We start from the raw sequence: 23726 nt of genomic DNA, 5'->3' as shown, positions 1-23726 counted from the left end.
CTGCAGAGCGCCCGGGATAGCCGGTGTGGCTTACTGCGTGTTGGAGGTATCCTGGCTGGTGCCGGTCTGCGCCGCGTCACCGCGATCGTCGCCGTTGTTCAGGCGGGTATAGACGATCTTCTGGGTGTCGTTTTCGCAGTGGCCGACCACCTGGCCACCCGCTTGATCGGCCTGATCGTTGGGCACGATCTCCAGTTTGAAGCCGGACTCCGGCACGCCGTTATTGACGATTTTTTGCGAAATGTCCGCTTTCACGCTTTCGCAGGAGGCCAGTGCCGCCAGCGGGGCGCCGGCCAGCAACACAGCGGTTAATATCAGCGTTTTTTTCATCACGTCATCCTTTTAGACAATGGACTTCCTGTAACAGGATAGCAGCAACGGCGACCGGGTTTCACGCTTGCCCGCCCGCCGCAGGCGGATTAAGGATTAATCCGACGGCCGGTCTGGCGATCCAGGCATTTACGGGTGTCCGGTTCCCAGTAGGCGTTGACGTTGTTGCTGTCGTTGCAACGGTCTTCGTCATCCGCGGCGCGATCGGCCTTGTCGAACTCTTTCTCGACGCGAGTGTTAACCTTGTGGCGCAGGGTTTTGGTATCATTCCACTGCTCTTTGCTCTGGCGCGCTTCTTCGGTGCTCATCGCGCCGCTGCCTTTGCCATCGACGGTGACGCAGGTGCTGCCCTGAGTGCAGGTGGCGGCCAGCGCCGGCGCCTGCCAGGCGCCCATAACGGCCAGCATGGCGACCGGCAGCATCCCGCGCAGCAGTCGTTGGGTCGAAAATGTTTTCATCGTTTCATCCTTATGAGTGAGTGCGCCTGATGATGGCGGCACTGGCGTTACCTCGCCCGCAGGCGTGGTGACAAATATACCACTGCGTTCCTGGAATTCACCAGCCAAGCGCCGATTCGTTTACTTTATCGAGAGAAAACTGCGACCGATGTTAAAAACCACGCTGTTGTTTTTCGCCACTGCACTCGCCGAAATTATCGGCTGTTTCCTGCCTTACCTGTGGCTCAAGAAGCAGGGCAGCGCCTGGCTGCTGCTGCCGGCGGCATTAAGCCTGATGCTGTTTGTCTGGCTGTTGACACTGCATCCGGCGGCCAGCGGGCGAGTCTACGCGGCCTATGGCGGCGTGTATGTGGCGACGGCGCTGCTGTGGCTGCGGGTGGTGGATGGTGTGAAGCTGTCTGCGCTGGACTGGGTGGGCGCCGGGGTGGCGCTGGTGGGCATGCTGATCATCGTTTCCGGCTGGCGCGCGGCCTGAGGAAACAGGGCGGGAGTCGCCTCCCGCCGCCAGGGATCAGGCGCCGCGATGGATGTTCAGCCCGGCGAAGGACTGGCTGACCGGCATCATTTCCAGCGTGTTGATGTTGACGCGCGCCGGCAACGTGGCGACCCAGAACACCGACTCGGCGATGTCTTCCGGCGTCAGCGCATCGGCGCCTTCGTAGGTTTTATTGACCTTGCCGTCATCGCCCTTGAAGCGCACGTTGGAAAACTCGGTGCCGCCCACCAGGCCCGGCTCGATATCGGTCACGCGGATGCGCGTGCCGTGCAGATCGGCACGCAGGCCCAGGCTGAACTGTTTGACGAACGCCTTGGTGGCGCCGTACACGTTGCCGCCGGCGTAAGGCCAGTTGGCGGCGGTGGAGCCGATGTTGATCACGTGGCCGACGTTGCGTTCGACCATGGCCGGCAGCAGCGCGCGCGTCATGTTTACCAGCCCTTTGGCGTTGGTGTCAATCATGGTTTCCCAGTCATCGGCGTTGGCCTTGTGCGCCGGCTCCAGCCCCAGCGCCAGCCCGGCGTTGTTCACCAGCACGTCGATCTGACGCAGCTCGGCCGGCAGTGCCTCGATCGCCTGTTGAATGGCGGCGCGGTTGCGCACGTCGAGCCGCACGATGTGCAGCGCTTGCCCTAATTCGTCCTGCAGCTCTTCGAGACGCTCAAGGCGGCGCCCGGCGGCGATCACCTGGTGGCCTTCACGGATAAAACGGCGCGCAATGGCTTCGCCGAAACCGGAGGTGGCGCCGGTAACAAAAATAATCATGTTGCTGTTCCTCAACTGTTTTTACCCTACATGCCTCTATCATTAGCACAAACCCGCAGGCAGTGGCAGCGGTTATCACGGCGGAAAGCAAAAAAGGTCACACCGGGCCGGCGGCCCGATGCAGATTAGCGCTGAGGCGGTAAGTGGTACACTACGGCGTCATACTTGACGCGTTCGCAACGGCCGGCCAGCACGCCGCCCAGCGACTCGACGAGGCGGCGGCTGGCGGTATTCTGTTCGGCCACCGGGTAGATAAGGTGCTGCGGCTGAAAGCGTTCGCTGACCCAGCGCGCGATGCTCTCAACGATTTCGCGGCCGTAACCCTGGCCATGCAGGCTCTCTTTGACCCAGATGCCCAGCTCCGGGGTGTGGCTGCGCAGGTTGTGTGCGCCGCCGACGCCGACGAACTCTCGGTCTTCGCGCCGGCGGGCGACGAAGATCACTTCTTCGCCTTCGCGCATCAGCGGCAGCCAGCCTTGCCAGACGTTGGCGAAATCTTCCGGTGACGCTTCCGGCTCAAAGGTCATAAAGCGCGTCAGAGTGGGGGTGATCGCCTGGTAAACATCGTCGGCGTCTGCTGCGGTAAAGGGGGCAATCAACAAACGGTCGGTGTCCACGCGGCACTGAGAAAGGTCATTATGATTCATCTTATTCCCTCGCTTTTCAGGCCAGAACGGCAAAAAATCCGCGCCCATAAATCGGGGCGGATCGTCGATACTACGCGTATTGGCGTCAGAAGCGACTTATTTTTCGCCGTTGCGGCGGCGCGGAGGAGTGGTTTTATGTGACATCGTCACGTTGATGGGAAAGGCGGCGGGCACGGTTAACCGCACCCGCCGCTGAAGATCAGAACTTCACCGAACCTTGCAGATAGATCGTGCGCGGCTGGCCGATGTACAGACCTTTGTTGTTGTCGTCATAGGCGCGGGTGAAATACTCGTGGTTGAACAGGTTTTTCACCCCGACGCCCAGATTCAGACCGGCCATTTCCGGGCCGAAATCATAGGCGGCGCGCACGCCCCACAGCATATAGCCGGGAATGCGGCCGGTGCTGCCGTCGGCGCTTTCCGCCACGGTGTTGGCGTTGTCGGCGAACTGGCTGGACTGGAACTCGCCGTTAAGATTAAACGCCCAGTTGCCCGGCGTGTAGTCCAGCCCCAGCGTGCCTTTATGCTTCGGCGAGAACGGCACCTGGTTGCCCTTGTAGCCGCCGTCTTCGCGGATGGTGGCGTTGACGTAGGCGTAGCTGGCGTAGGCGGTCAGGTCGTCCAGTTTCGGCGTCAGCTGCGACAGATCGTAACGCAGGCTGCCTTCCAGCCCGGCGTGGCGGGTTTTGCCGCGCGCGGTCACGCTGTCGGTCACCTGGTTGGAGTCGTACTGGTTGTTGAAGTTGATCAGGAATAGCCCGATCTCGCCGGTCAGCGCATCGCCGGCGTAGCGGGTGCCCAGCTCCCAGGTGCGCGCCTTCTCCGGTTCAATCTTGCCGCTGTCGACCGCTTTGCCCATCTGGCTGTACTGCACGGTGCCGAAGGAGCCTTCGGTGTTGGCGTACAGGTTCCAGTATTCGTTCAGGTGATACATCACGTTCAACGCCGGCAGCGGCGCGTTATAGCTAACGTCGAGGCGGTTGTTCTTGATGTAGTTGTTCTGATACGACTTGATGTACTCGTAGCGCATGCCCGGCGTGATAGTCCAGTCGCCGATGTCGATGCGATCGTCGATATAGAAGGCGTGCGCCTCGGTGCCGGACTGGGTGTCGCGATCGTACGGGCTGGCGGTGGACGGCAGCCTGCCGGTGCTGGCCTTGCTGGTGTAGCGTAGCTCGTGGGTGGATTCGCTGACGTAGCGGTAGCCGACGCCGACCTCATGCGCCGAATCGCCCCAGCGGAAGCTCTGGCTGTAGCGCGGTTCCACGCCGCGCACCCAGTATTCGCGCGGCGACAGCGTCAGGTTTTTGCCCTGATCCAGATAGCCGCTGCGCAGGGTGTAGGTGTAAAAGCTCTGCACGTCGAACTTATGCTGTTGATCCGGCTGATACTGATAGCCGAAGTTGGCCAACTGGCGGCGGCCCCAGAACTTGTCGTACGGGCGCGTCGACTGGAATGGGTTGGCGTTGTAGTCCGCCCGGCTCAGGCCGCCCGGCATGTCCGCTTCGCCTTCGTAGTATTGCAGCAGGCTGTTGAAGGTGTGCACCTCGTTCGGGGCGTAGCGGCTTTTCAGCATCACGTCGTCAATCTTGGTCGCGCTGTGCTCGCGCCAGTCGCTGCCGCGGGTGCCGGAGTAGAGCAGCGCCGCGCCGAAGCCGTTGTCGGCGGTGCCGCCGATCATCAGGTTGCCGGTGCCTTTCGGGTGATCCTGGCGCGAGGTCGGGCTGAGCTGCCCCTGCATGCCGGCCTCCATGCCGAAGGTTTTCGGGATGGCGCGGGTGACGAAGTTAACCACGCCGCCGACGCTCTGCGGCCCGTAGCGCACCGCGCCGCCGCCGCGCACCACGTCAATCGCATCCATATTGCCGAGCGAGACCGGCGCCAGCGACAGCTGCGGCTGGCCGTAAGGGGCGAAGGGCACTGGGATGCCGTCCATCAGCACGGTGGAGCGGCTGGCGAGGCGCGGATTGAGGCCGCGAATGCCGAAGTTCAGCGCCATGTCATGGCTGCCGGTGCCGTTGTTCTCCGGCGCCACTACGCCCGGCACGCGGTTCAACGCTTCACGCACGGTGGTGGTGCCGGTTTTGACGAAGTCTTCGCGGCGCACTACGTCGCGTGCACCGGGATGTTCGAACACGTCGATCTGGCGGCCTTCCGCCAACCAGTCGCCGACCACGGTGATGTCCTCTTCTTTCTGCGGCTGCGGCAGTTTGGCCAGCGTGTAGCCGTTGTTGCCGAGCGCTTTAGCCTGCAGGCCGCTGCCCGCCAGCAGGGCGTTCAGGCCGTCATCGACGCCGTAGCTGCCGCTCAGGCCCGGCGAACGTTTACCGGCGGTCAGTGCGCCGTCCACCGAGAGCGCGATGCCGGCGCGCGCGGCGAACGCATTCAGCGCGCCGTCCAGCTCACCGGCCGGAATGTGATAGGCGGCAGCGGCGCTGGCGGCGCTCGCCATCTGCGGTGCAGCGAAGACCAGGCCAATGGCCACGGCCAGCGGCGTGGCCCGTTTTCCCCAAAGCGAAGCCGGAGCGACCTTTCCCCAAGCGTTGTTCATACCTTCTCCTGAATCATTTTTTATTTATTGCTGCAGTGTTTTCCTGGGAGTCGGATGAGCGAAGCAAAAGGGACAATCAAGAATGCGATTTTTTATCATTTTTATTTAAAAAGATTCAGGCGGGGACGATTTGCAGCCAATAGCGGGTAAAGCTCTGCAGGCGCACCGGCAGGGTCTGGCTGAGCAGGGCGAGGGCGCGATCGGTATCGTTGAGCGGGAAACTGCCGCTGACGCGCAGGCCGGCGATGGCCGGATCGCAGCTCAGGTGGCCGCGCCGGTAGCGCGCCAGTTCGGCGATCACCCGGTCCAGCCGCCACTGGCTGACGCTCAACACGCCGCGCAGCCAGCCGTCCTCCGTCGTGGCCGGTTGTTTGTCGCTGAAGGCCGTGGTGCTGAAGCTGATCTGTTCTCCGGCGTTCACCCGGCGCTTTTGTTGCGCGTTTTGCGCCAGCTGCGCCTCGACCGCGTGTTCCAGCACCGTCAGGCGCGTCTCGCCGCCGCTCTCACGCACCAAAAAGCGGGTGCCGAGCGCGCGCATCGCCCCCTGCGGACTTTGTACCCACAGCGGCCGGGGATCGCGTCCGGTCACCAGGCTGATTTCTCCGGCGTGCAAGCGGATCAACCGTTGGCGATCGTCGTAATGCACGTCTACCGCGCTGGCGGTGTTCAACACCAGTTGGGTGCCGTCGCTTAACACAATGGGTTTGATTTCGCCGGTGGCGGTGCGGTAGTCGGCGCGCAGCTCCCGGCCGAGCGGCGACTGGTAGAAGAATCCGCCGCCGCCCACGCCGAGCAGCAACAGCAGACTCTTCAGCAGGGTGCGGCGATCGATCGCCGACTGGCGGTCGGCGCGATCGAGCGCACGGTAGCTGAACTTGCCCGGCACGCCCTGCAACTGACTCTGCAGCGCTTCGACGCGCTGCCAGGCCCAGCGGTGATCGTCATGCTGCTGGTGCCAGGCTTGCCATTGTTGGCGCTGGCGTTCGGTGACGTGCTCATCGCACAGCAGGGCATACCAGTGTGCGGCCATTTTCAGCGCCTGGCGCTGCTCGGGGGTGATGGCGTTGCTCATGAATAAATGTCGTTTTCGAGGCTGAACAGCAGGCAATGCTCGGTGGCCTTGGCCATGTATTTTTTAACCGAACTGACCGACACGCCGAGGCGCGCGGCGATGTCCGCATAGCCCAGACCTTCGAGCTGCGACAACAGAAAGGCCTGTTTTACCTTCGGCCCCAGGCCATCGAGCATGGCGTCGATCTGCTGCAGGCTTTCCAGCAGGCTCTGGCGCTGCTCCGGCGACGGGGCGTAGCCTTCCGGGATCAGCGCCAGCATCTCCAGATAGGCGCGTTCCAGCGTTCTGCGGCGGAACAGATCGACCATCACCCGCTTGGCGACGGTGACCAGAAAATCTTTCGGCTCGCGCAGGGTCGCCGCGGCGTCGCTTTTCAGCAGGCGCATGAAGGTGTCCTGCGCCACATCGTCCGCGTCGAACGCACAGCCCAGCCGCCTGCGCAACCATCCCTGCAACCAGGCATGATGGGTGGCGTAAAGGCGCGACAGCGCGGTGTGCGGGGCGGAAGCGGTGGCGGACATGGTTTTCGCATTGCTGGTCAAAAAGATGCGCGGATGATAATTGAGAATGGTTATCGTTTCAAGTTTGTCGGGTGGCCTGCGGAATGGGCCAGACCGCTTTGCATCGTGTTGGAATAAACGTCACGGCCGCGAAATTATCCGCTTGCCCAATAAAGGTGCAGCGGCGCGGTGTTATTTCGGCAAGCAAACGGTTGCTATTCGTCTGCCGTTGAAGACCGCCACGCGTTTTATTCTTTTTTATCGGTTGGTTTTCTTTGGTTGAATTAGTATCACTCTGTTTTTGAATAAAAATATATTTTATGACCGCCTATTGGCACACGGCTTGCTATGCTTAATCCGGTCTTTATGTTTGGGTAAAAAAGGCCTTGTTTCATCATCGCAAGTTATTACGCGGGTGGGCTTGGCCGGTCGTCACAAGGAAGAAAATAATGGCACTGCAATTCACCACGGCTATTCGTGGCAATTTTTTTGATATCGCCGCCTGTGTGGAGGCGCCGCAACAGCTTGAGGAACGCCTGCGGCACATTCCCGACGGTTTGCTGCTGCTCAACGAGGGCACCATCGTCTGGTTCGGCAGCTGGCAGCAGGGCGAGGCGCTGCTGCCACCGGGCTTCGCGGTCACGGAGTATCGCGACAAACCGATCGTACCGGGGTTTATTGACACCCATATCCACTACCCGCAAACCGAAATGATTGGTGCCTATGGCGACCAGTTGCTGGGCTGGTTAAACAATTACACCTTCCCGACCGAAAGCCGTTATGGCTGCGAGCAGCACGCCGACGAGATGTCGGCCTTCTTTCTGCGGGAGTTGCTGAGCAACGGTACCACCACCGCGCTGGTGTTCGGCAGTGTGCATCCGCAGTCGGTCGATGCGCTGTTCACCCAGGCGCAAACGCTGAATATGCGCCTGATCGCCGGTAAGGTGATGATGGATCGCCATGCGCCGGAGGCGCTGCTGGAAACGCCTGAGCAAAGTTATCGCCAGACGCGTGAGCTGATCGAACGCTGGCACGGCAAAGGCCGCCTCGGTTACGCCATTACGCCGCGCTTTGCGCCTACCAGTACGCCGGCGCTGCTGGCGCAGGTGCAGCGGCTGCGCGAAGAATTCCCCGACGTTTGGCTGCAGACGCACCTGAGCGAGAATCCGCAGGAAGTGGCCTGGGTAAAATCGCTGTTCCCGCAGAACCAAAGCTATCTGGACGTTTACCATCGCTACGGCATGACCGGCGGTAAAAGCGTGTTCGCCCACTGCCTGCACCTGGAGGAGCAGGAATGGGACTGCCTGTGCGAGACCCGCTCGGCAATCGCCTTTTGCCCCACCTCCAACCTGTTCCTCGGCAGCGGGCTGTTCGATCTGCAGCAGGCCTGGCGCAAGCGGGTGAAGCTCGGCATCGGCACCGACGTGGGGGCCGGCACCACTTTCAATATGCTGCGCACGCTGGGCGAGGCATACAAGGTCGGCCAGCTGCAGCATTACCGGCTCTCTGCCGTAGAAGCGTTCTATCACGCCACCCTGGGCGGCGCCCGCGCGCTGTCGCTGGACGACAAAATCGGCAACTTCAACGTCGGCAAAGAGGCGGATTTCGTGGTGCTCGATCCGGCGGTCACGCCGCTGCAGCAGTTGCGCTACGCCAACAGCGCCACGTCGGCGGAGCAAGGGTTCGTGCTGATGACCCTGGGAGACGATCGCAACATTTATCGCACCTATGTGAATGGTAAGGTGGTTTATGAGGCGTCGCGCTGACACAGCCGCGCCTGCAGCCAAACGCTGAGCGGTGCGACGGCGACGGCACTCAGCGCGCACAGCCATAACAGACGTTGCAAACTGAGCGGGGTGAGGCCGCCGCTCAGCAGCGTGGAGGAGAGCAAGAAGGCCACCGTGGCGCTCAGGTGTATCAGGGCGGTTTGCAGTACGCCGAAGGCGGCGCGTTGCCGATTGTCCGGCCAGCGCATGCTCAGGGAAGAGATCGCCACCAGCCGCGCATAGGCCGCCGCGAGAAACGCGACCATGAACAGTTCACCGCGATCGCCACCGCGTGCCGCCAGCCACAGGCTGCCCAGCAGCAACAGCGTGGCGCCCACCGTCAGCGTCACGGCACCAAAGCGTTGCAGCCAGCGGCCTGCCAGCACGGTCGCCAGATAACCGGCCACGCCGCCGATGAAAAATAGCCAGGACAAATGCGCGTCTACCACCTGTAACCGCTGGGTGAGCAGCGGCGCCAGCACCGGGATCAGCAGCATTGGGCTGAACTGCGTCAGGCCGGCGGCGGCGGCGAACGGCAACAACCGGCGATCGAGCGTGACGGGCGCGGCAGCCTGTGGCTGCGGCGCATCCCTGGGAACGAACAGCGCCACCAACACCGCCGCCAGCAGACACAGCCCGCCGATAGCCGCCAGCGCAACGCGCCAGCTTGCCACTTCGCACAGGTACAGCATGCCCGGCATGCCGACAATGCTCACCAGCGAAAAAGACGCGATCACCGTCGCCAGCATTCTGCCGTGCAGCGCGGCCGGCGCGGCGTTGAGCAGCAAGCCGATCCCGACGCCCATCGTGGTGCCGCCCAACAGCCCGGCCAGCAGCCGCAGCGCTAACAGCCAGTAAAACTGCTGGGTTGTGGCGATCAATAAGGTGGTCACGCCCAGTAGCGTGACATTGAGCATCAGAAAGCGCTGCTTCTCAACGCCGCCGATCCAGAAAAATGCGCCGATGCCGGAAATCACCGCCGCCAGCGTATAGGCCGCGCTGACATAGCCGGCGTAGCTGACGGGCACGGAAAAGTCGGCGGCCATGTAGAAGAATATCGGGTTGAATACCATGTATTCCAGTGCGTTGGTGAACTGAATAAAGGCGATGACCAGCGCTATCGCCGTCAGCTTTCTCGTGGGTGTCATAAGCATCTATCGGTTGCAGAGTCAGGCCGGCAGTGTAGCGCTTGGCGTTGATCGGGATTAGATGGTAGAAATGGCATGGTTTGTTATCAAATCAGGGATAATCATGCGCGATAAATTGGATTTAAACCTGTTACGCATCTTCGTGGCGGTGGTGGAGCAAGGCAGCTTCGTCGGGGCGGCGCGGGCGCTGGCGATGCCGACCTCCAACGTCAGCCGCTATATCTCTCAGCTGGAGCGCCAGCTCGAGCAGCGATTGCTCGAACGCAGCACTCGCTCGATGCGGCTGACGCCGAACGGCCAGCTGTTGCATGAACGCACCCAGCCGCTGCTGGCGTCGCTGGAACACACCGCGCAAACCCTCAGCGAACGGCAGCAACAGCTGCGTGGGCCGCTGCGCCTGTGCGTGCCCAATGAAGTGGGGCCATACCTGTTGGGCGAGCCGCTGGCGGCGTTCGCCCTGCAGCATCCGCAGATCGAAATCAGCTGCGTGACCAACCTGGCGGGTATGGCGTCGCTGCTCGACGATGTCGATCTGGCGGTGATGATCAGCCGGGGCATGCTGGACGACAGCGACTATGTCGCGCAGCCGCTGGCGTCTTTCCCCTGCATCGTGGTGGCCGCTCCGGCGTTGCTGGCGCAGTGGTCGCCGTCGTCGGAGATTGAACAATTCACGCAATTGCCCTGCATCAGCACGGTGGATGCGCTGAAGGGCATGCCGTGGCAGTTCGTCCGCCCGGACGGAACCTTCGTTACCGTCCCGGTCAATGCGCGCTATCGCGTCAATAGCGGGGAGATGGCGCTGAAGGCGGCCTTGGCCGGCGTGGGGTTCGCCATGCTCTCCGAGCTCGGCTGCCGGCCGTTTCTGGCCGATGGCCGTTTGGTTGAGGTGCCGCTGGCACTGCCGCCGGCGCCGCTGCAGCTGTATGCCGTTTACCCCGGTCGCCGCTATCTGCCGGCCAAAACGCGCGCGCTGCTGACCTTTCTGATACAGCAGGTCGGCGAGGCGGCTCACGTCTAATCACTTGTTTTTGCTCAAACTGCCCTAAGCTAGGAGGTGACTCAGAGGGAGCCATTCCCCGAGACCTTATTCCGTGGACATGGAGGCGTTTCGATTTGATACGTTTATCCACATTGCTGCTCGATCCGGCGGTCACGCCGCTGCCTATTACATATGGCGAGAGATAGAATGAATAGAGTTATTTGATTAGGAGGCTCTTTATTGGTTTTTTATCGATATGCATAGTGATATACGGCTATGTGGCTGGGTAAGTGCGTAAAAAAAATTGCATTTCTTCGGAACGCCCGATATCATAATGAGAATAATTATCTTTACGATATCGCTAATTAAAAACAACAGATCTGTTTTAATCTCTGCTGCTGTTTTTCGATATGCTTCCGCATTTTACGAGCCAAGGCTGGCTTGAATTTTATTTCTGGAAAGGGATGTCATGCGTGATTTGTTTCGACAGGAAGCCACGGATCATCAGCGGGCGAAATGGGCGGGTAAGGCTTTATTGATAAACGGCTTGCCTGCCTGGTGCTTTGGTCTTTTATCGTTTTTATTTATTCTTGTTTTCCTCTCTTTTCTTATATTCAGTCATTATACACGCCGCATTAATGTTTATGGTGAAATCACCACCTTCCCCCGCTCAGTCAACGTGTTTGCGCCCCAACAGGGTTTTATCTCGGAACGCTTCGTCGAAGTGGGGGATGTGGTTAAAAAAGGCCAGCGTCTTTATCAGATTGATGTCAGCCGAGTGACGGATAACGGGAAAGTGAGCGCCAATACGCGCCTGGCGCTTGAAAACCAGTTAAAACATGTCGACAGCATCATTCTTAAGTTGCAAGACAACAAGCGTATGACGCTGGAAAATCTACGCGCGCAAAAAAAACAGTATGAATTGGCGCATATGCAGTCCAAACAGCTGTTGGATAATGCACGAGAGGGGGTGGCATTTGCTCAGGACAACATGCGTTCCTATAAGGAATATCAGCAACGCGGTCTGATTACCAAGGATCAGCTTAGCGGGCAAACCTATTCATTTTATCAACAACAAAGTCTGTTCCAAAACTTGCATAGTCAACACATTCAGGAGTCGTTGCAAATTACGAATTTGGAAAGTGACATCGTTACGCGCGCGGCAGATTTTGATAACCAAATTTCGCAGTACCAGTTTCAGCGCAATGATTTGCAACGGCAGTTAGCGGAAGCCGATGCCAGCGGCGCATTGATCGTGAACGCCCCAAGCGATGGCCGCATTGAGTCTCTCAGCGTTACGCCGGGTCAGATGGTCAATAGCGGTGACAGCTTGGTACAGATTATTCCACGTAATGGCGCGATTTATCAGCTAGTTTTATGGTTGCCGAACACCAGTGTGCCTTATGTTTCAGCGGGGGACGGCATTAACATTCGCTATGACGCTTTCCCTTATGAGAAGTTCGGTCAGTTTCCCGGCAGAATAGAAAGCATCGCTTATGTACCGGCCTCCATTCAAGAAATGTCAACTTACAGCAGTTCTCCCGTGCATCAACCCAGCGCGCAAACGGCATCTTTTTACAAGGTGACCGTTTCCCTGGATAAAACGCATGTCAGTTACCAGGGCAAAGCGTTGCAGCTCACTAACGGCATGCGGGCTCAATCCACGCTGTTTCTGGAAGAAAGGCCTCTATATCAATGGATGTTCTCACCTTTCTACGATATGAAAAACAGCCTGATGGGGCCAATCAATGACTGAATCTTATTTAGACGCGCTAAAGGGCAAACTCAATTTGTCGCTGCGCCGCAAAGTGCCGCAGATCCTGCAAACTGAAGCCTCGGAATGCGGGCTGGCCAGTTTAGCGATGGTATGCCATTACCATGGTTTGCAAATCGATCTGTTTAATCTGCGCAGCCGCTACGGCTTTTCTTCACGCGGGGCGACGCTCTCCGCGTTGATTGACATCGCGAGCGCCCTGAAGCTGCAATCCAGAGCGTTATCGCTGAATATCGATGAGCTCAAAGCGTTGAAAATGCCCTGTATTCTGCATTGGGACATGAAGCATTTCGTGGTGCTTGTCAGTGTCAGCCGAGGGCGGGCGGTGATCCATGATCCTGCCTTTGGCCGTAAAGTGCTGGAGTTGCATGAACTGTCGCGGCATTTTACCGGCGTAGCGCTTGAGCTATGGCCAGACAGTGAATTTCAGCCGATCAAACAGCAAAGCAGATTGCGCTTTCGTAAGCTGATGAGCAATGTGCGCGGCCTTAAGGGAGCCTTGCTAAAGATCTTCTGTCTGTCGATCGTGATTGAAGCGGTTAATCTGCTGTTGCCCGTTGGTACGCAGTTGGTCATGGACCATGTGATTTTGGCCGGCGATCATGATCTTTTAGCGCTGATATGTATAGGATTGCTGTTCTTTATTTTATTCCGCACCGGCGTATCCATGTTGCGCTCGTGGATCTCTATCGTCATGGGCGCGTTGATAGACGTGCAATGGAAGGCGGGAGTGTTTGATCATCTGATGAAATTGCCGCTTTCCTTCTTTGAGAAGCGCAAGTTGGGTGATATTCAATCCCGTTTCGGCTCATTGGATACGATAAGAGCGACTTTCACTACCAGCATCGTCAGCAGCATTATTGATGGCATCATGTCTGTCGGGGTATTTGTCATGATGCTGCTCTATGGCGGCTGGTTAGTTTGGGTGGTGCTCGGCTTTACGGCGATATACGTCATTCTCAGGCTGTCGACTTATCAACATTATCGGCAGCTGTCGGAAGAGCAGTTGGTGAAGGGCGCGCGGGCCGGGTCTCATTTCATGGAGACGTTATATAGCATCAGTACGTTAAAGGCGTTGGGGTTATCTGAAACCCGTTCACAGTATTGGCTGAATCTAAACGTAGAAACGATCAATGCGGGTATCAAACTGACCAAGTTAAACATGATGTTTGGCGGTTTGGGGGCGTTTATTGCCACCTGCGATCAGGTGATCATCCTTTGGCTCGGCGCGGCATTGGTCATAGACAATCAAATGACGATCGGCATGTTTATCGCGTTTAACGCCTACCGTGGGCAGTTCTCGGAGCGTGCCAGCAGCTTGATCGACATGATGCTTCAGCTGCGAATGTTAAGCTTGCACAATGAAAGGGTGGCGGACATTGTGCTTTCGTCACCGGAACCGCAAATGCCCGCGCGTCAGCTCTTCACAAAAGGCAACGCCGCAGAGCTTCAGGTGCGGAATCTGCGCTACCAGTATGATCGTTTGGCGAAACCCATTATCACGGATTTGAATCTCAGCATTGCCGCGGGAGAAAGCGTGGCGATTGTCGGCCCCTCCGGCGTGGGTAAAACCACATTGATGAAGTTAATGTGTGGGTTGCTGTCGCCGGATGAAGGGGCCGTGCTGGTCGATGGTATGGATATCAGCAACATTGGCGTTAATAATTATCGCCAATGTATCGCTTGCGTGCTGCAAGATGACAAGCTGCTGGCGGGATCTATCGCTGAAAATATTTCAGGATTTGACGCCGAAATGGATCTGAAACGTATTGAGGCGTGCGCACGGCGTTGCAATATGCATGATGATATTCAAAACATGCCGATGGGCTACGAAACATTGATCGGCGAATTGGGGGGAAGCCTTTCTGGCGGACAGAAACAGCGTTTATTGATAGCCCGTGCGCTCTATCGTCGCCCCAGCATTCTGTTTATGGACGAAGCGACCAGCCACCTGGATCTCGATAATGAAACACATATTAACCGCGCTATTTCACAACTGAACATTACCCGCGTGATTATTGCGCACCGTCCATCGACGATTGCCTCTGCGGATAGAGTCATTCAACTCGGGTAACGTCAGCTTCGCTTCACCTGGCTTCTTCATCTCGACATTTTCGCTACGCCAACCGCGCTGCTCACCCTGTGGTGGGCCCATGACAAAAAGGGTTATCATAACGATAACCCTGGCATGAAATGACGCTTTAGGCGCTGAAGCCAACGTTAACCGGGGAGGTCAGCCGTGTGGCTGGCAGGGCCCCGATCAGTTCGAATCGGTATTGTTGTTGTTCCCCCACATGGTACCGCCGCCGTTGCTCCCGCCCCAGGGAATGCCTGATGGGCCAACAGAGCCGGGGGCACGATCGCCGGTGACATAGTTACCGACAGCACCGCCGACAATGGTGCCGACAACGCCGCCCGCCACGCCACCGATAGAGCCGATGCCACCGCCGATCGCTGCGCCGACCGTTTCCGCGGAAACCGTCAATGTACCGCTGCGATCTCCTGCACCGGAAATGATTGAACATTCTTCAGAGGTAAGATTGCGCATATTTGCTCCTTAATCATTAAATTTTAAAATAAGCCACGTTTATCATGCCGAGCGTTGCCCGCGATCGCTATTGAGCAATTTATGCGTGCCGATAACGGCAACGGCGATAAGGGCGTATTTCAAGAAGCGATTGAGGGTGAAATAATCCGCAATCGTGCCAGCAACAAGCCCAATTAAAATGGCGAACAATACAATAAGTGACTTTTTCATATGATGAACACGAATCTTCCTGTATTAGTTACTGTCGGCAGGATTGTTCGTCGATGTTTGTTTATTGCCACCCAACATGGATTCCACCATTTTGCCTGCGGTATAGGCGGCACCACCGATAACGGCACCGGCAACAGCGCCTGGGCCGGCACCGACACCGCCAGCCATGGCGCCGGTCATCGCGCCACCAACCGCGCCGGCCGCGACGGCCCCGCCCAGTTCCGCATAGCTGAAATCCCCAGCGGCTGCGATAAAGTTCACTTCATTAATCGTAAGTTCTCTCATAACGACTTCCTTATATTATTGGTTTTTGGTTTTTGCAGTTTTCCGATACCAGAAAAATGCCACTAGCAAGGTTGAAAAGATAAAGGATTGAATGATTGTGCTGGTAAACCTCCTGTCTTCGGAAAAAAATAACGAATAAAAAATATCCATGAATGTGTAGTAAAAGCAGAACAAAAAAATCCAACTGCTGGGTAATGTCATCAGTGCCTCGATAGGTTTGATTGGCCAGGGGTATCTTCTCGCGTTATTCCAATGATGTGGACAACGCGCGCAGCATCCGCGTCAGCGCTCGAAGAAGTTGAGCGTTGTTTAAAATGCTGTAATGCGTTTCTGCACAATAATTGAGTTGAACGTCATGAGAGGATTGCCTCTCCCAGCGTTGTGCAAGATTGGGGTGTTTACGCTGACGTTGCTGGCTGAGCCAAAGCGTCAGCGGTATCGCTATCTGTGGCAGAGGGCCGGCGTTATTCGTCAGATCAAAGGATTTTTTCAGCGCCCAACAAAAGGCTTCGGCATGTTCCAGCGTGATCTTCTCCGCAAGCACGCTCTGATTCAGCGCATAGTGCATTTTTATCTCGTTGGCGAAGCTGTCTATCGCGTCCGTTTCTTGATGCCGACACAAATGGCGCGCAATACCGAGAGAGTCGAACAGGCTGAGGTAACTTTGCGCCACGCTGAAACCTCGATTCACTGAGGGGTGCTGGGCGGGCAAACCGCTGTCGACAAGCACCGCATGCGCAAAGGGCGCGCCTTGTTCCGTAGCCTGCGCCGCCATATGGACAGCTAATTGGCCGCCCAATGACCAGCCGGCGATAACGGCAGTGTCGCGTTTGGCACGCGGTATGGCCGCCAAATGGGAGGCGGCCAATCGCTGCAGGGTGAGTGTGTCGTCTGCGCCTGGCGCGGCCAACCCCGGGCTGGCGATGGTGATGATGTTGGCGCAGGCGTAAAGTTGTTTTATCCACTTTGCATATTGATGTACCTGGCCACCGGCACCATGCACCAAATACAAGGTGGGCAGAGAGGGGCGATCGGCTGCGCCGGACAACATCGATAACGGCAGGGGCGCGTTATCGCGCAGACGCTCGGCAAGTTTATCGAGCTGTGAGTAGCCAAGGATTTCCGCCAGGGTTAATTCCACATTAAGGGCGCGCTTGATGTTACCCAAAAACGTAATGCCGGAAAGCGAGCTGCCGCCATTGCTGAAGAAGCTGGCATAGGGGTCGATCTTGTCTGGAGCACAGCCTAACGTATCCGCCAACAACTCACGTAGCAGCATGAGTTCCGCGGACGCGGCGGGAACAGCATCGCTGGCCTGGCTCCGTTCGGTGCCTGGCGATAGCAAGGTGCGATCCAATTTGCCGTTGCGTGAAAGCGGGAAACGTTCAATAAGATGATAGTGGGATGGCGCCATATACGCGGGCAATGCGGCCGTAACCTGCTCGCGTATTCTTTGCTCCGCCTGGACGCTGGCTTTCCCCGCCTCGGTCAATGTGATATAGGCTTCCAGATACGGTGTACCGTTCCTGGTTTCATCGCGACAGACGACGCACGCTTCAGCGACCAGTTCGCTGCTTTTGAGCGCGAATTCGACGTCACCCAATTCGACGCGAAAACCCTGCAGTTTCACCTGTTGGTCTTCGCGGCCGAGAAATTCGATGTAACCGCTGCGATGCCAACGGCCACGATCGCCGGTGCGGTACACGCGTTCTCCGGTGGTTGGGAGAAGAATAAAGCTGCCGGCGGTGGTTTGCCTATCGCGCCAATACTCGCGGGCAACGCCAACGCCACCGATATAAATGTCGCCGGTAACGCCGAAACCGCACGGCTCGAGTTTTTCATTCAACACCCACATGCTTTGATTCGGCAATGCGGTTCCATAGGGGATGGCGTTTCTGTAGTGCGTATCTCGTGTAAGTGGATGATAAATTGACCATATTGCCCCTTCGGTGGCACCGCCAAGGCTGGTGATGGTGGCGTTGGGGCAAAGCCGATGTGCTTCGGCGATCAGCCGCGGAGAGATACGATCGCCGCTCAGCCAGATATGCCGCAGTTGAGGCAGCGACAGGATGTTTTCTTGTGCGCAGTATTGCACCAGCATTTGCAAGATGGCGGGAACCGAGTTCCAGATGCTGATTTTCCGCTGGCGTATCGCATGTAGCCATGCTGACGGCTCTTTAGCGTCGTGCGGCGATAACACGGTTACCGATGCGCCGGCTAGCCAACTGCCGAACAGGTCATAGACCGATAAATCGAAGGCCAGGTCGGCGAGCGCCAATACGTTGTCACGATGTGAAACGTTAAACAGTTGATTCATGGTCAGCAAGGTATTGGTGACGGCGCCGTGTTCCATCGCCACGCCTTTTGGCGAGCCTGTCGTCCCCGATGTATAAATGACATAGGCGAGTGCTTCCGCTTCGCCTGATGGGAAGGTTGCTGTGCCTGTGGCAGAGGGAGAAAACAGCGCCTCCAGATCCTGAACGCGGGTTGTCTGCGGATAGCGGGCGCGATGGTGAGCCCGATTGCTCAAAACCCAGGCGCAACCCGATATTCGCATAATGGCCGCTACGCGGGCATCCGGTAATCCTTCGGCCAACGGCAAGTAGGCGCGTCCGGCGAGGATCACGCCGAGCGCCGCAATAGCTTGATGAGCGCCGCGTGGAAGATCGATGGCGATGAGTGTGCCAGGGGCGGTATGGGCGTTCAGCCAATGCGCCACGAGGCCGGCGTGCCGCAATAGCCGATCGTAATGCCACACCTGATCTCCCTCGAACAACGCCGGGCGATCCCCATGCTGGTGGGCAGCGCGTAACAGCCGATCGGAAAGAGGTTGCCGCAAGCATACCGGCATCGCCTGCCCGACGGAGAGCTGCCGCAATTGCCGGTTATCGGCCATTGGCGCCAGCGAATAGTGGTCGACGGCCCGCGAAGGATCGCAGGCAATTTGCTGCAACAGCAATGCGTAAGCTTGCGCCAATCCGTTAATACGCTCCGGCGTAAACAGCTTGGCGTTGTATTGCCACTCCAACTGAATGCCCTCTGCGCCAGAAATTACTTCCAGAACCAGATCAAACTTGGGCGGCGCATAGCGTCTTGGCAGGGTGTTAACCTGCGCACTGCCAAGATTTAGCTCGTTGCTTTTGCGATGTTGGCAGACGAACATGATTTGAAAAATGGGGTGGAACTTGCCGCGCGTGGGCTTGAGTTGTTCAACCAGGTAAGAGAAGGGCAATCCCTGATGTTTGAAAGCGCGCGCAAATTTATTGGCGTTCTTTTGCAGCAGCGCGGTGAAACTGTCGTCGCCAGTGATGATAAATTGGTGAGCGATCGTGTTGACGAAGCTGCCAACGGCGTCGTTTAACGTCGGCTCGTTCCTGTTGGCGATCGGGCTACCAATGACCACGCGATCCGTCGCCGATTCTCTGGCAATCAGTAATGCGAAGGCGGAGTGCAACAGCGTAAACAGCGTCGTACCGTTATGTTTGGCTAACTGGGCCAGGGCCGGCTGCAGTTCGTTCGTCAGCGATGTTCTGACGATATTCTGTGTTTTGCCTGCCGCGGTGATGGCGATATCGTATTCAAGCGCGTGTTTTTCCGGCGCACCATCCAGTTCATCGCGCCAAAACGCCATGCTGTCATCGACATTGGCGACGGCGAGGAAAGGGTCTTCAAGATAGCGGAAAAACGCCTGACCGTTGTCATAATGCCAATGCTCTTCGTACGCTTGATAGTCACGGCTCAGTTCATCCACCAGCAAATTGGCCGTCCAGCCGTCGACCACGCAATGGTGGAAGGTCAAGAACAGATAGTGGTGCTGCGCGCTCTTTCTCAAGATCCGGCAGCGCAGGGGATACTCAGCCGCGAGGTCAAACGGAATGGTACACTGGGCGTTAAGCGCCGCCAGCATATTTTCTTGCTGCTCTTCACTGTTCAGCCTGCTGATGTCCTCGAGGCTGTGTTCGAAAATGGTTTCATCAGGATGCACGATGTCAACGGTGATGGCTTCACCGTCTAGCCGGTAGCGGCCGCAAAGCGCACCGTGCCGCTTGAGCAGTTTTTTCAACGCGGCGAGCAAACGCTCGGGTTCAAAGGGCCCCAGGATCTCTTTAGCGATCGGAATGTTATACAGCGGGCTGTTCTTGGTGAAGTTTTCATACAGCCACAGGTATTGGCCCGCGTAGTGATTGACGGTGTAACAAGGCTTCTCGCCGGTGTGCCGCTCTGAATTGTCTGGCGTACAGACAGATAAAAATGCGGTAATGTCTTCCTGCACCGCACTGAGTGCGGCGGCGTCAACATGCTCGATGGTTTGGCGTCGAGGCGACAGCTCGCCGAATTTTGCTCCCTGTTTCGCCATTTCCATCAGATTGATCAAGCCGATGACGCTCATCAGTGCGCTCCTTCCATGTTGACGTCGATAGTTTTCGCTGTTCGACCGCTTTTATTCGGGCGTTTGCCGCTGTGGGCGGAAATCAAATTCAGCCAATGCGCTAAGCTACACAACTGCACTCCCGGGTTTCTCCGCTGCGCCATTGTGAAGGCGGCGCGATGGTCGATATTCTCGCCATCATCGAAACCGAAGATCCTCAGTACGCAGCCGTTCAATCGCTCATTGGCCGTATCGAACCGAATGTGCGGGAAATAACCCAGCCGCGCAGAGAGGGCTATCAACTCTGTAACACCGGCGTCGACGGCTTGGCGGCGCGCATCGACTTTATGCAGCAACAGTAGTCGCTCATGCCGGAAATCGCGTAGCAGGCCTTGCGTGAGTTTGGCTCCGCCGGCCGTATCATGCATAAAGATCATGTGGTTAACTCGGCCGGGCAGGGTGTGCAGCAGGGCCGAAAGTGCATCGAGCCAACTGGCATATTGAGTGGCCTCGTTCGGTACGTTGAATATGGCCGCGTTCAGCGACCATTCAGCAGGCAACGGCAGCGCCTGCGGTGACAGAATGTCCACACCGCGTTTGTCGGCGAGGGCGGCCAATAAAAGCCGTTCATCTGTGCCTTCGGGAGATTGAATAAACAGCCTGCTGCTGGTCGGCGCCTCGGTTGATAGACAGCGGCCGATAGCGCAACGGATGTCCAGATGCTGCGGATCCAGACCATAGCGTGCATGGGCCAACTGCGTCAGGTGTCGGCAGAAATCGGCGAGTCTTGGATGTTCAAGAATGTCGCTCAGGTTCAGATCCAACCGACAGTGGGCGTTAAGCACGTTAATGATTTTTATGGCCTGCAGGGACTCGCCGCCGAGCGTGAAGAAGTCACCATCGTCACTGCCCAGCGTCGCCAGCCAAACTTCATGCACCAGGGTGTTGAATGTCGTCGAACGCAACTCCCGTGTGGGTTCAGGCATCCGGGATTGTCTCTCCAGGGTGCGATAATCAATCTTGCCGTTAGCCAGTTTGACCAGCGGCGTTGGATGATGCACGAAGCGCTGAGGAATATGGGCATTGGGCAGTTCGCCGTACAGTGTGCGGCGCATTGCCTCACTGAGCGGCTGCCGGCTGTGATAATGCGCGTACAGTTCCGTTCCCGCGTCGCCGCTTTTGGCCAGTACGGCAATCTCGACAATGGAGGGCAAGCGGGCCAGACAGCTTTCTATCTCACCCATATTGACGCGCTGCCCGGCGATTTTCGCTTCACGAATTTTGCGGCCAAGGAACACCAACTGCCCATCTTGGCGCTGGCAGGCGATATCGCCGGTACGAAAGGCGGGCATGAGATGGCCGTTGGCCTCAAGGGTGACGAACTTTTCCGCGCTCAGCGTTGGCTGATGCCAATATCCCAGGCCGACGGTCGCTCCGGCTATCAGTAATTCGCCGCTGCAGCCGAGCGGCAACGGCCTGAGATCCTCGCCGACGATCGCCGTGTATATACCATCCAGCGGTGTGCCTATCGTCACGGCGGCGCCATCGTTTTTGATTTCTGCGGCCGTCGCCACCACGGTTGTTTCGGTTGGGCCGTAGGAGTTGAATAACTTCCTGCCTTTGGGGTAGTGCGCGAACCAGCGTTCTTTGGCTCGCGGTGAAAGGCTTTCGCCGCCGATGATAACGGTAGTGACGGCCGGCGGTAGCGTCTGTTCACCGCCGGAGGCGAACAGCATTTCATTAAAGTAGGCGGTCGGCAGATCCAACAGGCTGATTTGATGATCGTCGCAGAATGTGAAGAAAGCGGCAAAGCTGTGCTTGACGGTCTCGGGGGCGATACACAGGTGGGCGCCGGCCCCCAGCGTCATGAAAATTTCTTCGATGCAGGCATCGAAATGCAAGGGCGCAAATTGCAACACGCGTTCGTGCGGTTGAATGCCATAGCATTTTATCGCCGCATCGACAAAAACGTTGAGAGCATGTCGGGCGCCTATCACGCCTTTAGGCATTCCCGTCGAACCGGAGGTAAACATGATATAGCTGGTACCGACCGGGAACGCCGGCGCCTCAGTCGATGTTTGCCGGCGAAACACGGTGAAGTGTGCGAAATCCGTCGGCATATTGAGTGTCGATGCGCGCCAATGCGCCAATGCGCCAGGCTCGGAATGAACGGAGGGACGCGTGCGATCGGTAATCAGGATAGCGTCGCTAAACTGTTCAAGCAGTTGACGGTAAGCCGCTCCATCCCCTTTGGCATTCAGGTTGACGAAGGGCATTTTCAATTGCAACGCAGCAAGCATGCAGATGATGGCCTCCGGCCCTTGCGGCAAGTCGAGCAACAGTACGGTATGTGCGGCGCGAACGGGAGCCAGGACATCGGCCAGCGCACGCCACTGCTGCTGCAAAACGGCATAAGACAGCGTTCTGAGCGATGACGAAGCGTGTTCAGGCGTGAGGATCGCCGTGCGTTGCGGCGCTTGAACGACGGCACGATCGATACGCTGCATGATATCGACCACGTTGTCGTTGGCTGTTTTACCCAGCAGCGAGAGCGGGAAACGTTGTCGCAATGCCGCGACGGAAAGATTTTCCGGATCGTCGTACAGCAAGGTGCACAAGGTCTGTATCCCCTGGCTGTGCCGCACCAGACTGGCCGCATCGTAAAGCCCTGAGTCGGCATCGATCTCCAGCCGCAGCGTTTGGTTATCGAGATCGGGACGCATGTTGAAGACCAGATCCTGCGCGCCTCCTGAGCGTAAGTTACGGATTTCACTACGCTGAGCGGGAGAGAATGAGGCTGCCGCTTCAAAGGGAATGATATTGACCACGATGTTGAACAACGGCGAGCGGCTGGCGACGCTCCTCAGACTTTTTATCTCTTCGTAACGAAACGCTTGATGTTTCTTGAGTTGCTTGAGCGCGTGTTCAATGGTTTGCGCCAACTGTCGGCATGAAGCGGTGTCCTCAATATCGAGAGTCAAAGGAACAACGTTGGTCTTGCAGGTTAGCGCCTGCCTCGACAGGGCGTCTGTTCGCGCCATCATAGGGACGCCGATCGTTTGCTGCTTCTCGCCGGTACATAGGTACAAATACGCCATCACCGCTACAAAAGTGCGCGCCAGCCAGGAAGGATGTTCGGTTTGCAGCGCAAGGCGCTCGGCAGGATAGGGCAACGACGTCACATGGCGGATGGTCTGTCCCGAGGGAATATTGGCGCAGGCTAATGTCATCGGGTCTGGCAGTGAGGCGCTGGCCGCTTGCCAAAAATGTCGGTCTGCTTGATAGGCGGCTGACTGTTTATACTCAGATTCAGCCCTGAGCAAGGCATCGATCGCCGGTACGTCTTGCGGTTGTTGTGTCTGGTCTCGGTAGGCCTGCGCCACTTGATGGATCAGCAAATAAGTGCCGTAACCATCAAGCAGCAGATGGTGGCTGCAGAAATACCACAGAAAGCGTTTCTCACCCAGCCTGATGATTTTTTGTCTGAATAACGGCGCCGCGTTCAGCGAGAAGGGGCGCTTAGCATCCGCTTCCATTAATTCGATAGCGGTGGCCATATCGTTGGCGCTCTGCGAAATATCTACCCATTCCACTGAGATATTGGCGGTGACGGAATATTGATAAGGCGTGCCGTTATTCTCATCAAACAGAACGTGCAGCGTAGGGGTTTGGCTGATGACACGATGAATAGCACGTTTCATTCTTGCGATATCGAGAGTGTGATTTATTTCGACATATTCCGCGATATTATAGCTCGATTTATCATCGCCGATCTTGGTGCCATAGTAAAATCCTGCCTGTGAATCCAGTAATTGATGTTTGCTCATT

The 23726-nt window shown here is 57.4% G+C and carries 19 protein-coding genes; 6 read left to right on the top strand and 13 right to left on the bottom strand.

Features of this window, described 5'->3' with window-relative positions; all coding sequences use genetic code 11:
• Positions 1 to 30 precede the first annotated feature (30 nt).
• Positions 31 to 330 (bottom strand): DUF1161 domain-containing protein, encoded by a 300-nt coding sequence (locus ACJ8J5_RS11670; RefSeq protein ID WP_019455911.1) that lies wholly within the window; start codon positions 328 to 330, stop codon positions 31 to 33.
• Between the two features lie 89 nt (positions 331 to 419).
• The gene (locus ACJ8J5_RS11665; RefSeq protein WP_019455910.1) at positions 420 to 788 is read right to left on the bottom strand and encodes a DUF1283 family protein; all 369 of its coding nucleotides are present in this window, start codon (positions 786 to 788) and stop codon (positions 420 to 422) included.
• Between the two features lie 148 nt (positions 789 to 936).
• Between ACJ8J5_RS11665 and ACJ8J5_RS11660 the strand changes: the two genes are divergently transcribed.
• On the top strand, positions 937 to 1263 hold the full coding sequence (locus ACJ8J5_RS11660) for a YnfA family protein (RefSeq protein ID WP_025302721.1): 327 nt from the start codon (positions 937 to 939) through the stop codon (positions 1261 to 1263).
• 36 nt (positions 1264 to 1299) lie between these two features.
• Here the strand turns inward: ACJ8J5_RS11660 and ydfG are convergent, their stop codons facing one another.
• The 5 genes from ydfG to fecI all read right to left on the bottom strand — a co-directional run bounded on the left by ydfG (position 1300) and on the right by fecI (position 6840).
• Positions 1300 to 2049 (bottom strand): bifunctional NADP-dependent 3-hydroxy acid dehydrogenase/3-hydroxypropionate dehydrogenase YdfG, encoded by a 750-nt coding sequence (gene ydfG / locus ACJ8J5_RS11655; protein WP_025302722.1) that lies wholly within the window; start codon positions 2047 to 2049, stop codon positions 1300 to 1302.
• Between the two features lie 125 nt (positions 2050 to 2174).
• Complete coding sequence (locus tag ACJ8J5_RS11650) at positions 2175 to 2696, bottom strand: GNAT family N-acetyltransferase (RefSeq protein WP_025302723.1); 522 nt, start codon at positions 2694 to 2696, stop codon at positions 2175 to 2177.
• A gap of 199 nt (positions 2697 to 2895) precedes the next feature.
• Complete coding sequence (fecA, locus tag ACJ8J5_RS11645; RefSeq protein ID WP_141997970.1) at positions 2896 to 5247, bottom strand: TonB-dependent Fe(3+) dicitrate receptor FecA; 2352 nt, start codon at positions 5245 to 5247, stop codon at positions 2896 to 2898.
• A gap of 115 nt (positions 5248 to 5362) precedes the next feature.
• Positions 5363 to 6319, bottom strand: a complete 957-nt coding sequence (fecR, locus tag ACJ8J5_RS11640; protein ID WP_141997972.1) for a ferric citrate uptake sigma factor regulator FecR — start codon at positions 6317 to 6319, stop codon at positions 5363 to 5365.
• Positions 6316 to 6840, bottom strand: coding sequence for a ferric citrate uptake sigma factor FecI (gene fecI / locus ACJ8J5_RS11635; protein ID WP_141997974.1), 525 nt, complete (start codon positions 6838 to 6840; stop codon positions 6316 to 6318). The genes fecR and fecI overlap by 4 nt, the downstream gene beginning before the upstream one ends.
• A 46-nt stretch (positions 6841 to 6886) precedes the next feature.
• Here fecI and ACJ8J5_RS11630 point away from each other — a divergent pair, with 46 nt between their 5' ends.
• On the top strand, positions 6887 to 7102 hold the full coding sequence (locus ACJ8J5_RS11630) for a hypothetical protein (protein ID WP_141997976.1): 216 nt from the start codon (positions 6887 to 6889) through the stop codon (positions 7100 to 7102).
• Between the two features lie 166 nt (positions 7103 to 7268).
• Positions 7269 to 8585 (top strand): guanine deaminase, encoded by a 1317-nt coding sequence (gene guaD, locus ACJ8J5_RS11625; protein ID WP_414104656.1) that lies wholly within the window; start codon positions 7269 to 7271, stop codon positions 8583 to 8585.
• Here the strand turns inward: guaD and ACJ8J5_RS11620 are convergent.
• The gene (locus tag ACJ8J5_RS11620) at positions 8567 to 9733 is read right to left on the bottom strand and encodes an MFS transporter (RefSeq protein WP_197811007.1); all 1167 of its coding nucleotides are present in this window, start codon (positions 9731 to 9733) and stop codon (positions 8567 to 8569) included. The two genes, guaD and ACJ8J5_RS11620, sit on opposite strands and share 19 nt — an antisense overlap.
• A gap of 103 nt (positions 9734 to 9836) precedes the next feature.
• On the opposite strand from ACJ8J5_RS11620, the gene ACJ8J5_RS11615 reads away from it, so the two are divergent.
• The 3 genes from ACJ8J5_RS11615 to ACJ8J5_RS11605 all read left to right on the top strand — a co-directional run bounded on the left by ACJ8J5_RS11615 (position 9837) and on the right by ACJ8J5_RS11605 (position 14560).
• Entirely contained in the window at positions 9837 to 10751 is a 915-nt protein-coding gene (locus tag ACJ8J5_RS11615; RefSeq protein ID WP_414104655.1) for a LysR family transcriptional regulator, read from the top strand.
• Positions 10752 to 11181: 430 nt separating this feature from the next.
• On the top strand, positions 11182 to 12468 hold the full coding sequence (locus ACJ8J5_RS11610; RefSeq protein WP_049295529.1) for an HlyD family secretion protein: 1287 nt from the start codon (positions 11182 to 11184) through the stop codon (positions 12466 to 12468).
• On the top strand, positions 12461 to 14560 hold the full coding sequence (locus ACJ8J5_RS11605; RefSeq protein ID WP_016927850.1) for a peptidase domain-containing ABC transporter: 2100 nt from the start codon (positions 12461 to 12463) through the stop codon (positions 14558 to 14560). The genes ACJ8J5_RS11610 and ACJ8J5_RS11605 overlap by 8 nt, the downstream gene beginning before the upstream one ends.
• A gap of 186 nt (positions 14561 to 14746) precedes the next feature.
• On the opposite strand, the gene ACJ8J5_RS11600 is transcribed toward ACJ8J5_RS11605, so the two are convergent.
• The 5 genes from ACJ8J5_RS11600 to ACJ8J5_RS11580 form a co-directional block, all read right to left on the bottom strand.
• Positions 14747 to 15034, bottom strand: coding sequence for a hypothetical protein (locus ACJ8J5_RS11600; protein ID WP_025302730.1), 288 nt, complete (start codon positions 15032 to 15034; stop codon positions 14747 to 14749).
• A gap of 42 nt (positions 15035 to 15076) precedes the next feature.
• Entirely contained in the window at positions 15077 to 15244 is a 168-nt protein-coding gene (locus ACJ8J5_RS11595) for a hypothetical protein (protein WP_016927849.1), read from the bottom strand.
• Between the two features lie 24 nt (positions 15245 to 15268).
• Positions 15269 to 15529 (bottom strand): hypothetical protein, encoded by a 261-nt coding sequence (locus tag ACJ8J5_RS11590; protein WP_016927848.1) that lies wholly within the window; start codon positions 15527 to 15529, stop codon positions 15269 to 15271.
• A gap of 244 nt (positions 15530 to 15773) precedes the next feature.
• On the bottom strand, positions 15774 to 19919 hold the full coding sequence (locus ACJ8J5_RS11585) for a non-ribosomal peptide synthetase (RefSeq protein WP_414104654.1): 4146 nt from the start codon (positions 19917 to 19919) through the stop codon (positions 15774 to 15776).
• Positions 19919 to 23725 (bottom strand): AMP-binding protein, encoded by a 3807-nt coding sequence (locus ACJ8J5_RS11580; protein ID WP_414104653.1) that lies wholly within the window; start codon positions 23723 to 23725, stop codon positions 19919 to 19921. Before ACJ8J5_RS11580 ends, ACJ8J5_RS11585 begins: the two co-directional genes overlap by 1 nt.
• Position 23726 lies beyond the last annotated feature (1 nt).

The sequence above is a fragment of the Serratia sp. CY43202 genome (genome assembly GCF_052168755.1).
Taxonomy (GTDB): Bacteria; Pseudomonadota; Gammaproteobacteria; order Enterobacterales; family Enterobacteriaceae; genus Serratia; species Serratia bockelmannii.
Note: the sequence above shows the minus strand (reverse complement) of the source record. Positions and strands in the feature narration are given on the sequence as shown.

Excerpts from the sequence above, each read along its gene's own strand:
- ACJ8J5_RS11660 (WP_025302721.1), top strand. The coding sequence starts at position 937 with ATGTTAAAAACCACGCTGTTGTTTTTCGCCACTGCACTCGCCGAAATT.
- ACJ8J5_RS11620 (WP_197811007.1), bottom strand. The coding sequence starts at position 9,733 with ATGACACCCACGAGAAAGCTGACGGCGATAGCGCTGGTCATCGCCTTT.
- ACJ8J5_RS11615 (WP_414104655.1), top strand. The coding sequence starts at position 9,837 with ATGCGCGATAAATTGGATTTAAACCTGTTACGCATCTTCGTGGCGGTG.
- ACJ8J5_RS11585 (WP_414104654.1), bottom strand. The coding sequence starts at position 19,919 with ATGAGCGTCATCGGCTTGATCAATCTGATGGAAATGGCGAAACAGGGA.
- ACJ8J5_RS11670 (WP_019455911.1), bottom strand. The coding sequence starts at position 330 with ATGAAAAAAACGCTGATATTAACCGCTGTGTTGCTGGCCGGCGCCCCG.
- ACJ8J5_RS11650 (WP_025302723.1), bottom strand. The coding sequence starts at position 2,696 with ATGAATCATAATGACCTTTCTCAGTGCCGCGTGGACACCGACCGTTTG.
- fecR (WP_141997972.1), bottom strand. The coding sequence starts at position 6,319 with ATGAGCAACGCCATCACCCCCGAGCAGCGCCAGGCGCTGAAAATGGCC.
- ACJ8J5_RS11610 (WP_049295529.1), top strand. The coding sequence starts at position 11,182 with ATGCGTGATTTGTTTCGACAGGAAGCCACGGATCATCAGCGGGCGAAA.
- ACJ8J5_RS11605 (WP_016927850.1), top strand. The coding sequence starts at position 12,461 with ATGACTGAATCTTATTTAGACGCGCTAAAGGGCAAACTCAATTTGTCG.
- ydfG (WP_025302722.1), bottom strand. The coding sequence starts at position 2,049 with ATGATTATTTTTGTTACCGGCGCCACCTCCGGTTTCGGCGAAGCCATT.
- ACJ8J5_RS11665 (WP_019455910.1), bottom strand. The coding sequence starts at position 788 with ATGAAAACATTTTCGACCCAACGACTGCTGCGCGGGATGCTGCCGGTC.
- ACJ8J5_RS11595 (WP_016927849.1), bottom strand. The coding sequence starts at position 15,244 with ATGAAAAAGTCACTTATTGTATTGTTCGCCATTTTAATTGGGCTTGTT.
- ACJ8J5_RS11590 (WP_016927848.1), bottom strand. The coding sequence starts at position 15,529 with ATGAGAGAACTTACGATTAATGAAGTGAACTTTATCGCAGCCGCTGGG.
- fecA (WP_141997970.1), bottom strand. The coding sequence starts at position 5,247 with ATGAACAACGCTTGGGGAAAGGTCGCTCCGGCTTCGCTTTGGGGAAAA.
- ACJ8J5_RS11580 (WP_414104653.1), bottom strand. The coding sequence starts at position 23,725 with ATGAGCAAACATCAATTACTGGATTCACAGGCAGGATTTTACTATGGC.
- ACJ8J5_RS11600 (WP_025302730.1), bottom strand. The coding sequence starts at position 15,034 with ATGCGCAATCTTACCTCTGAAGAATGTTCAATCATTTCCGGTGCAGGA.
- fecI (WP_141997974.1), bottom strand. The coding sequence starts at position 6,840 with ATGTCCGCCACCGCTTCCGCCCCGCACACCGCGCTGTCGCGCCTTTAC.
- guaD (WP_414104656.1), top strand. The coding sequence starts at position 7,269 with ATGGCACTGCAATTCACCACGGCTATTCGTGGCAATTTTTTTGATATC.
- ACJ8J5_RS11630 (WP_141997976.1), top strand. The coding sequence starts at position 6,887 with ATGGTTATCGTTTCAAGTTTGTCGGGTGGCCTGCGGAATGGGCCAGAC.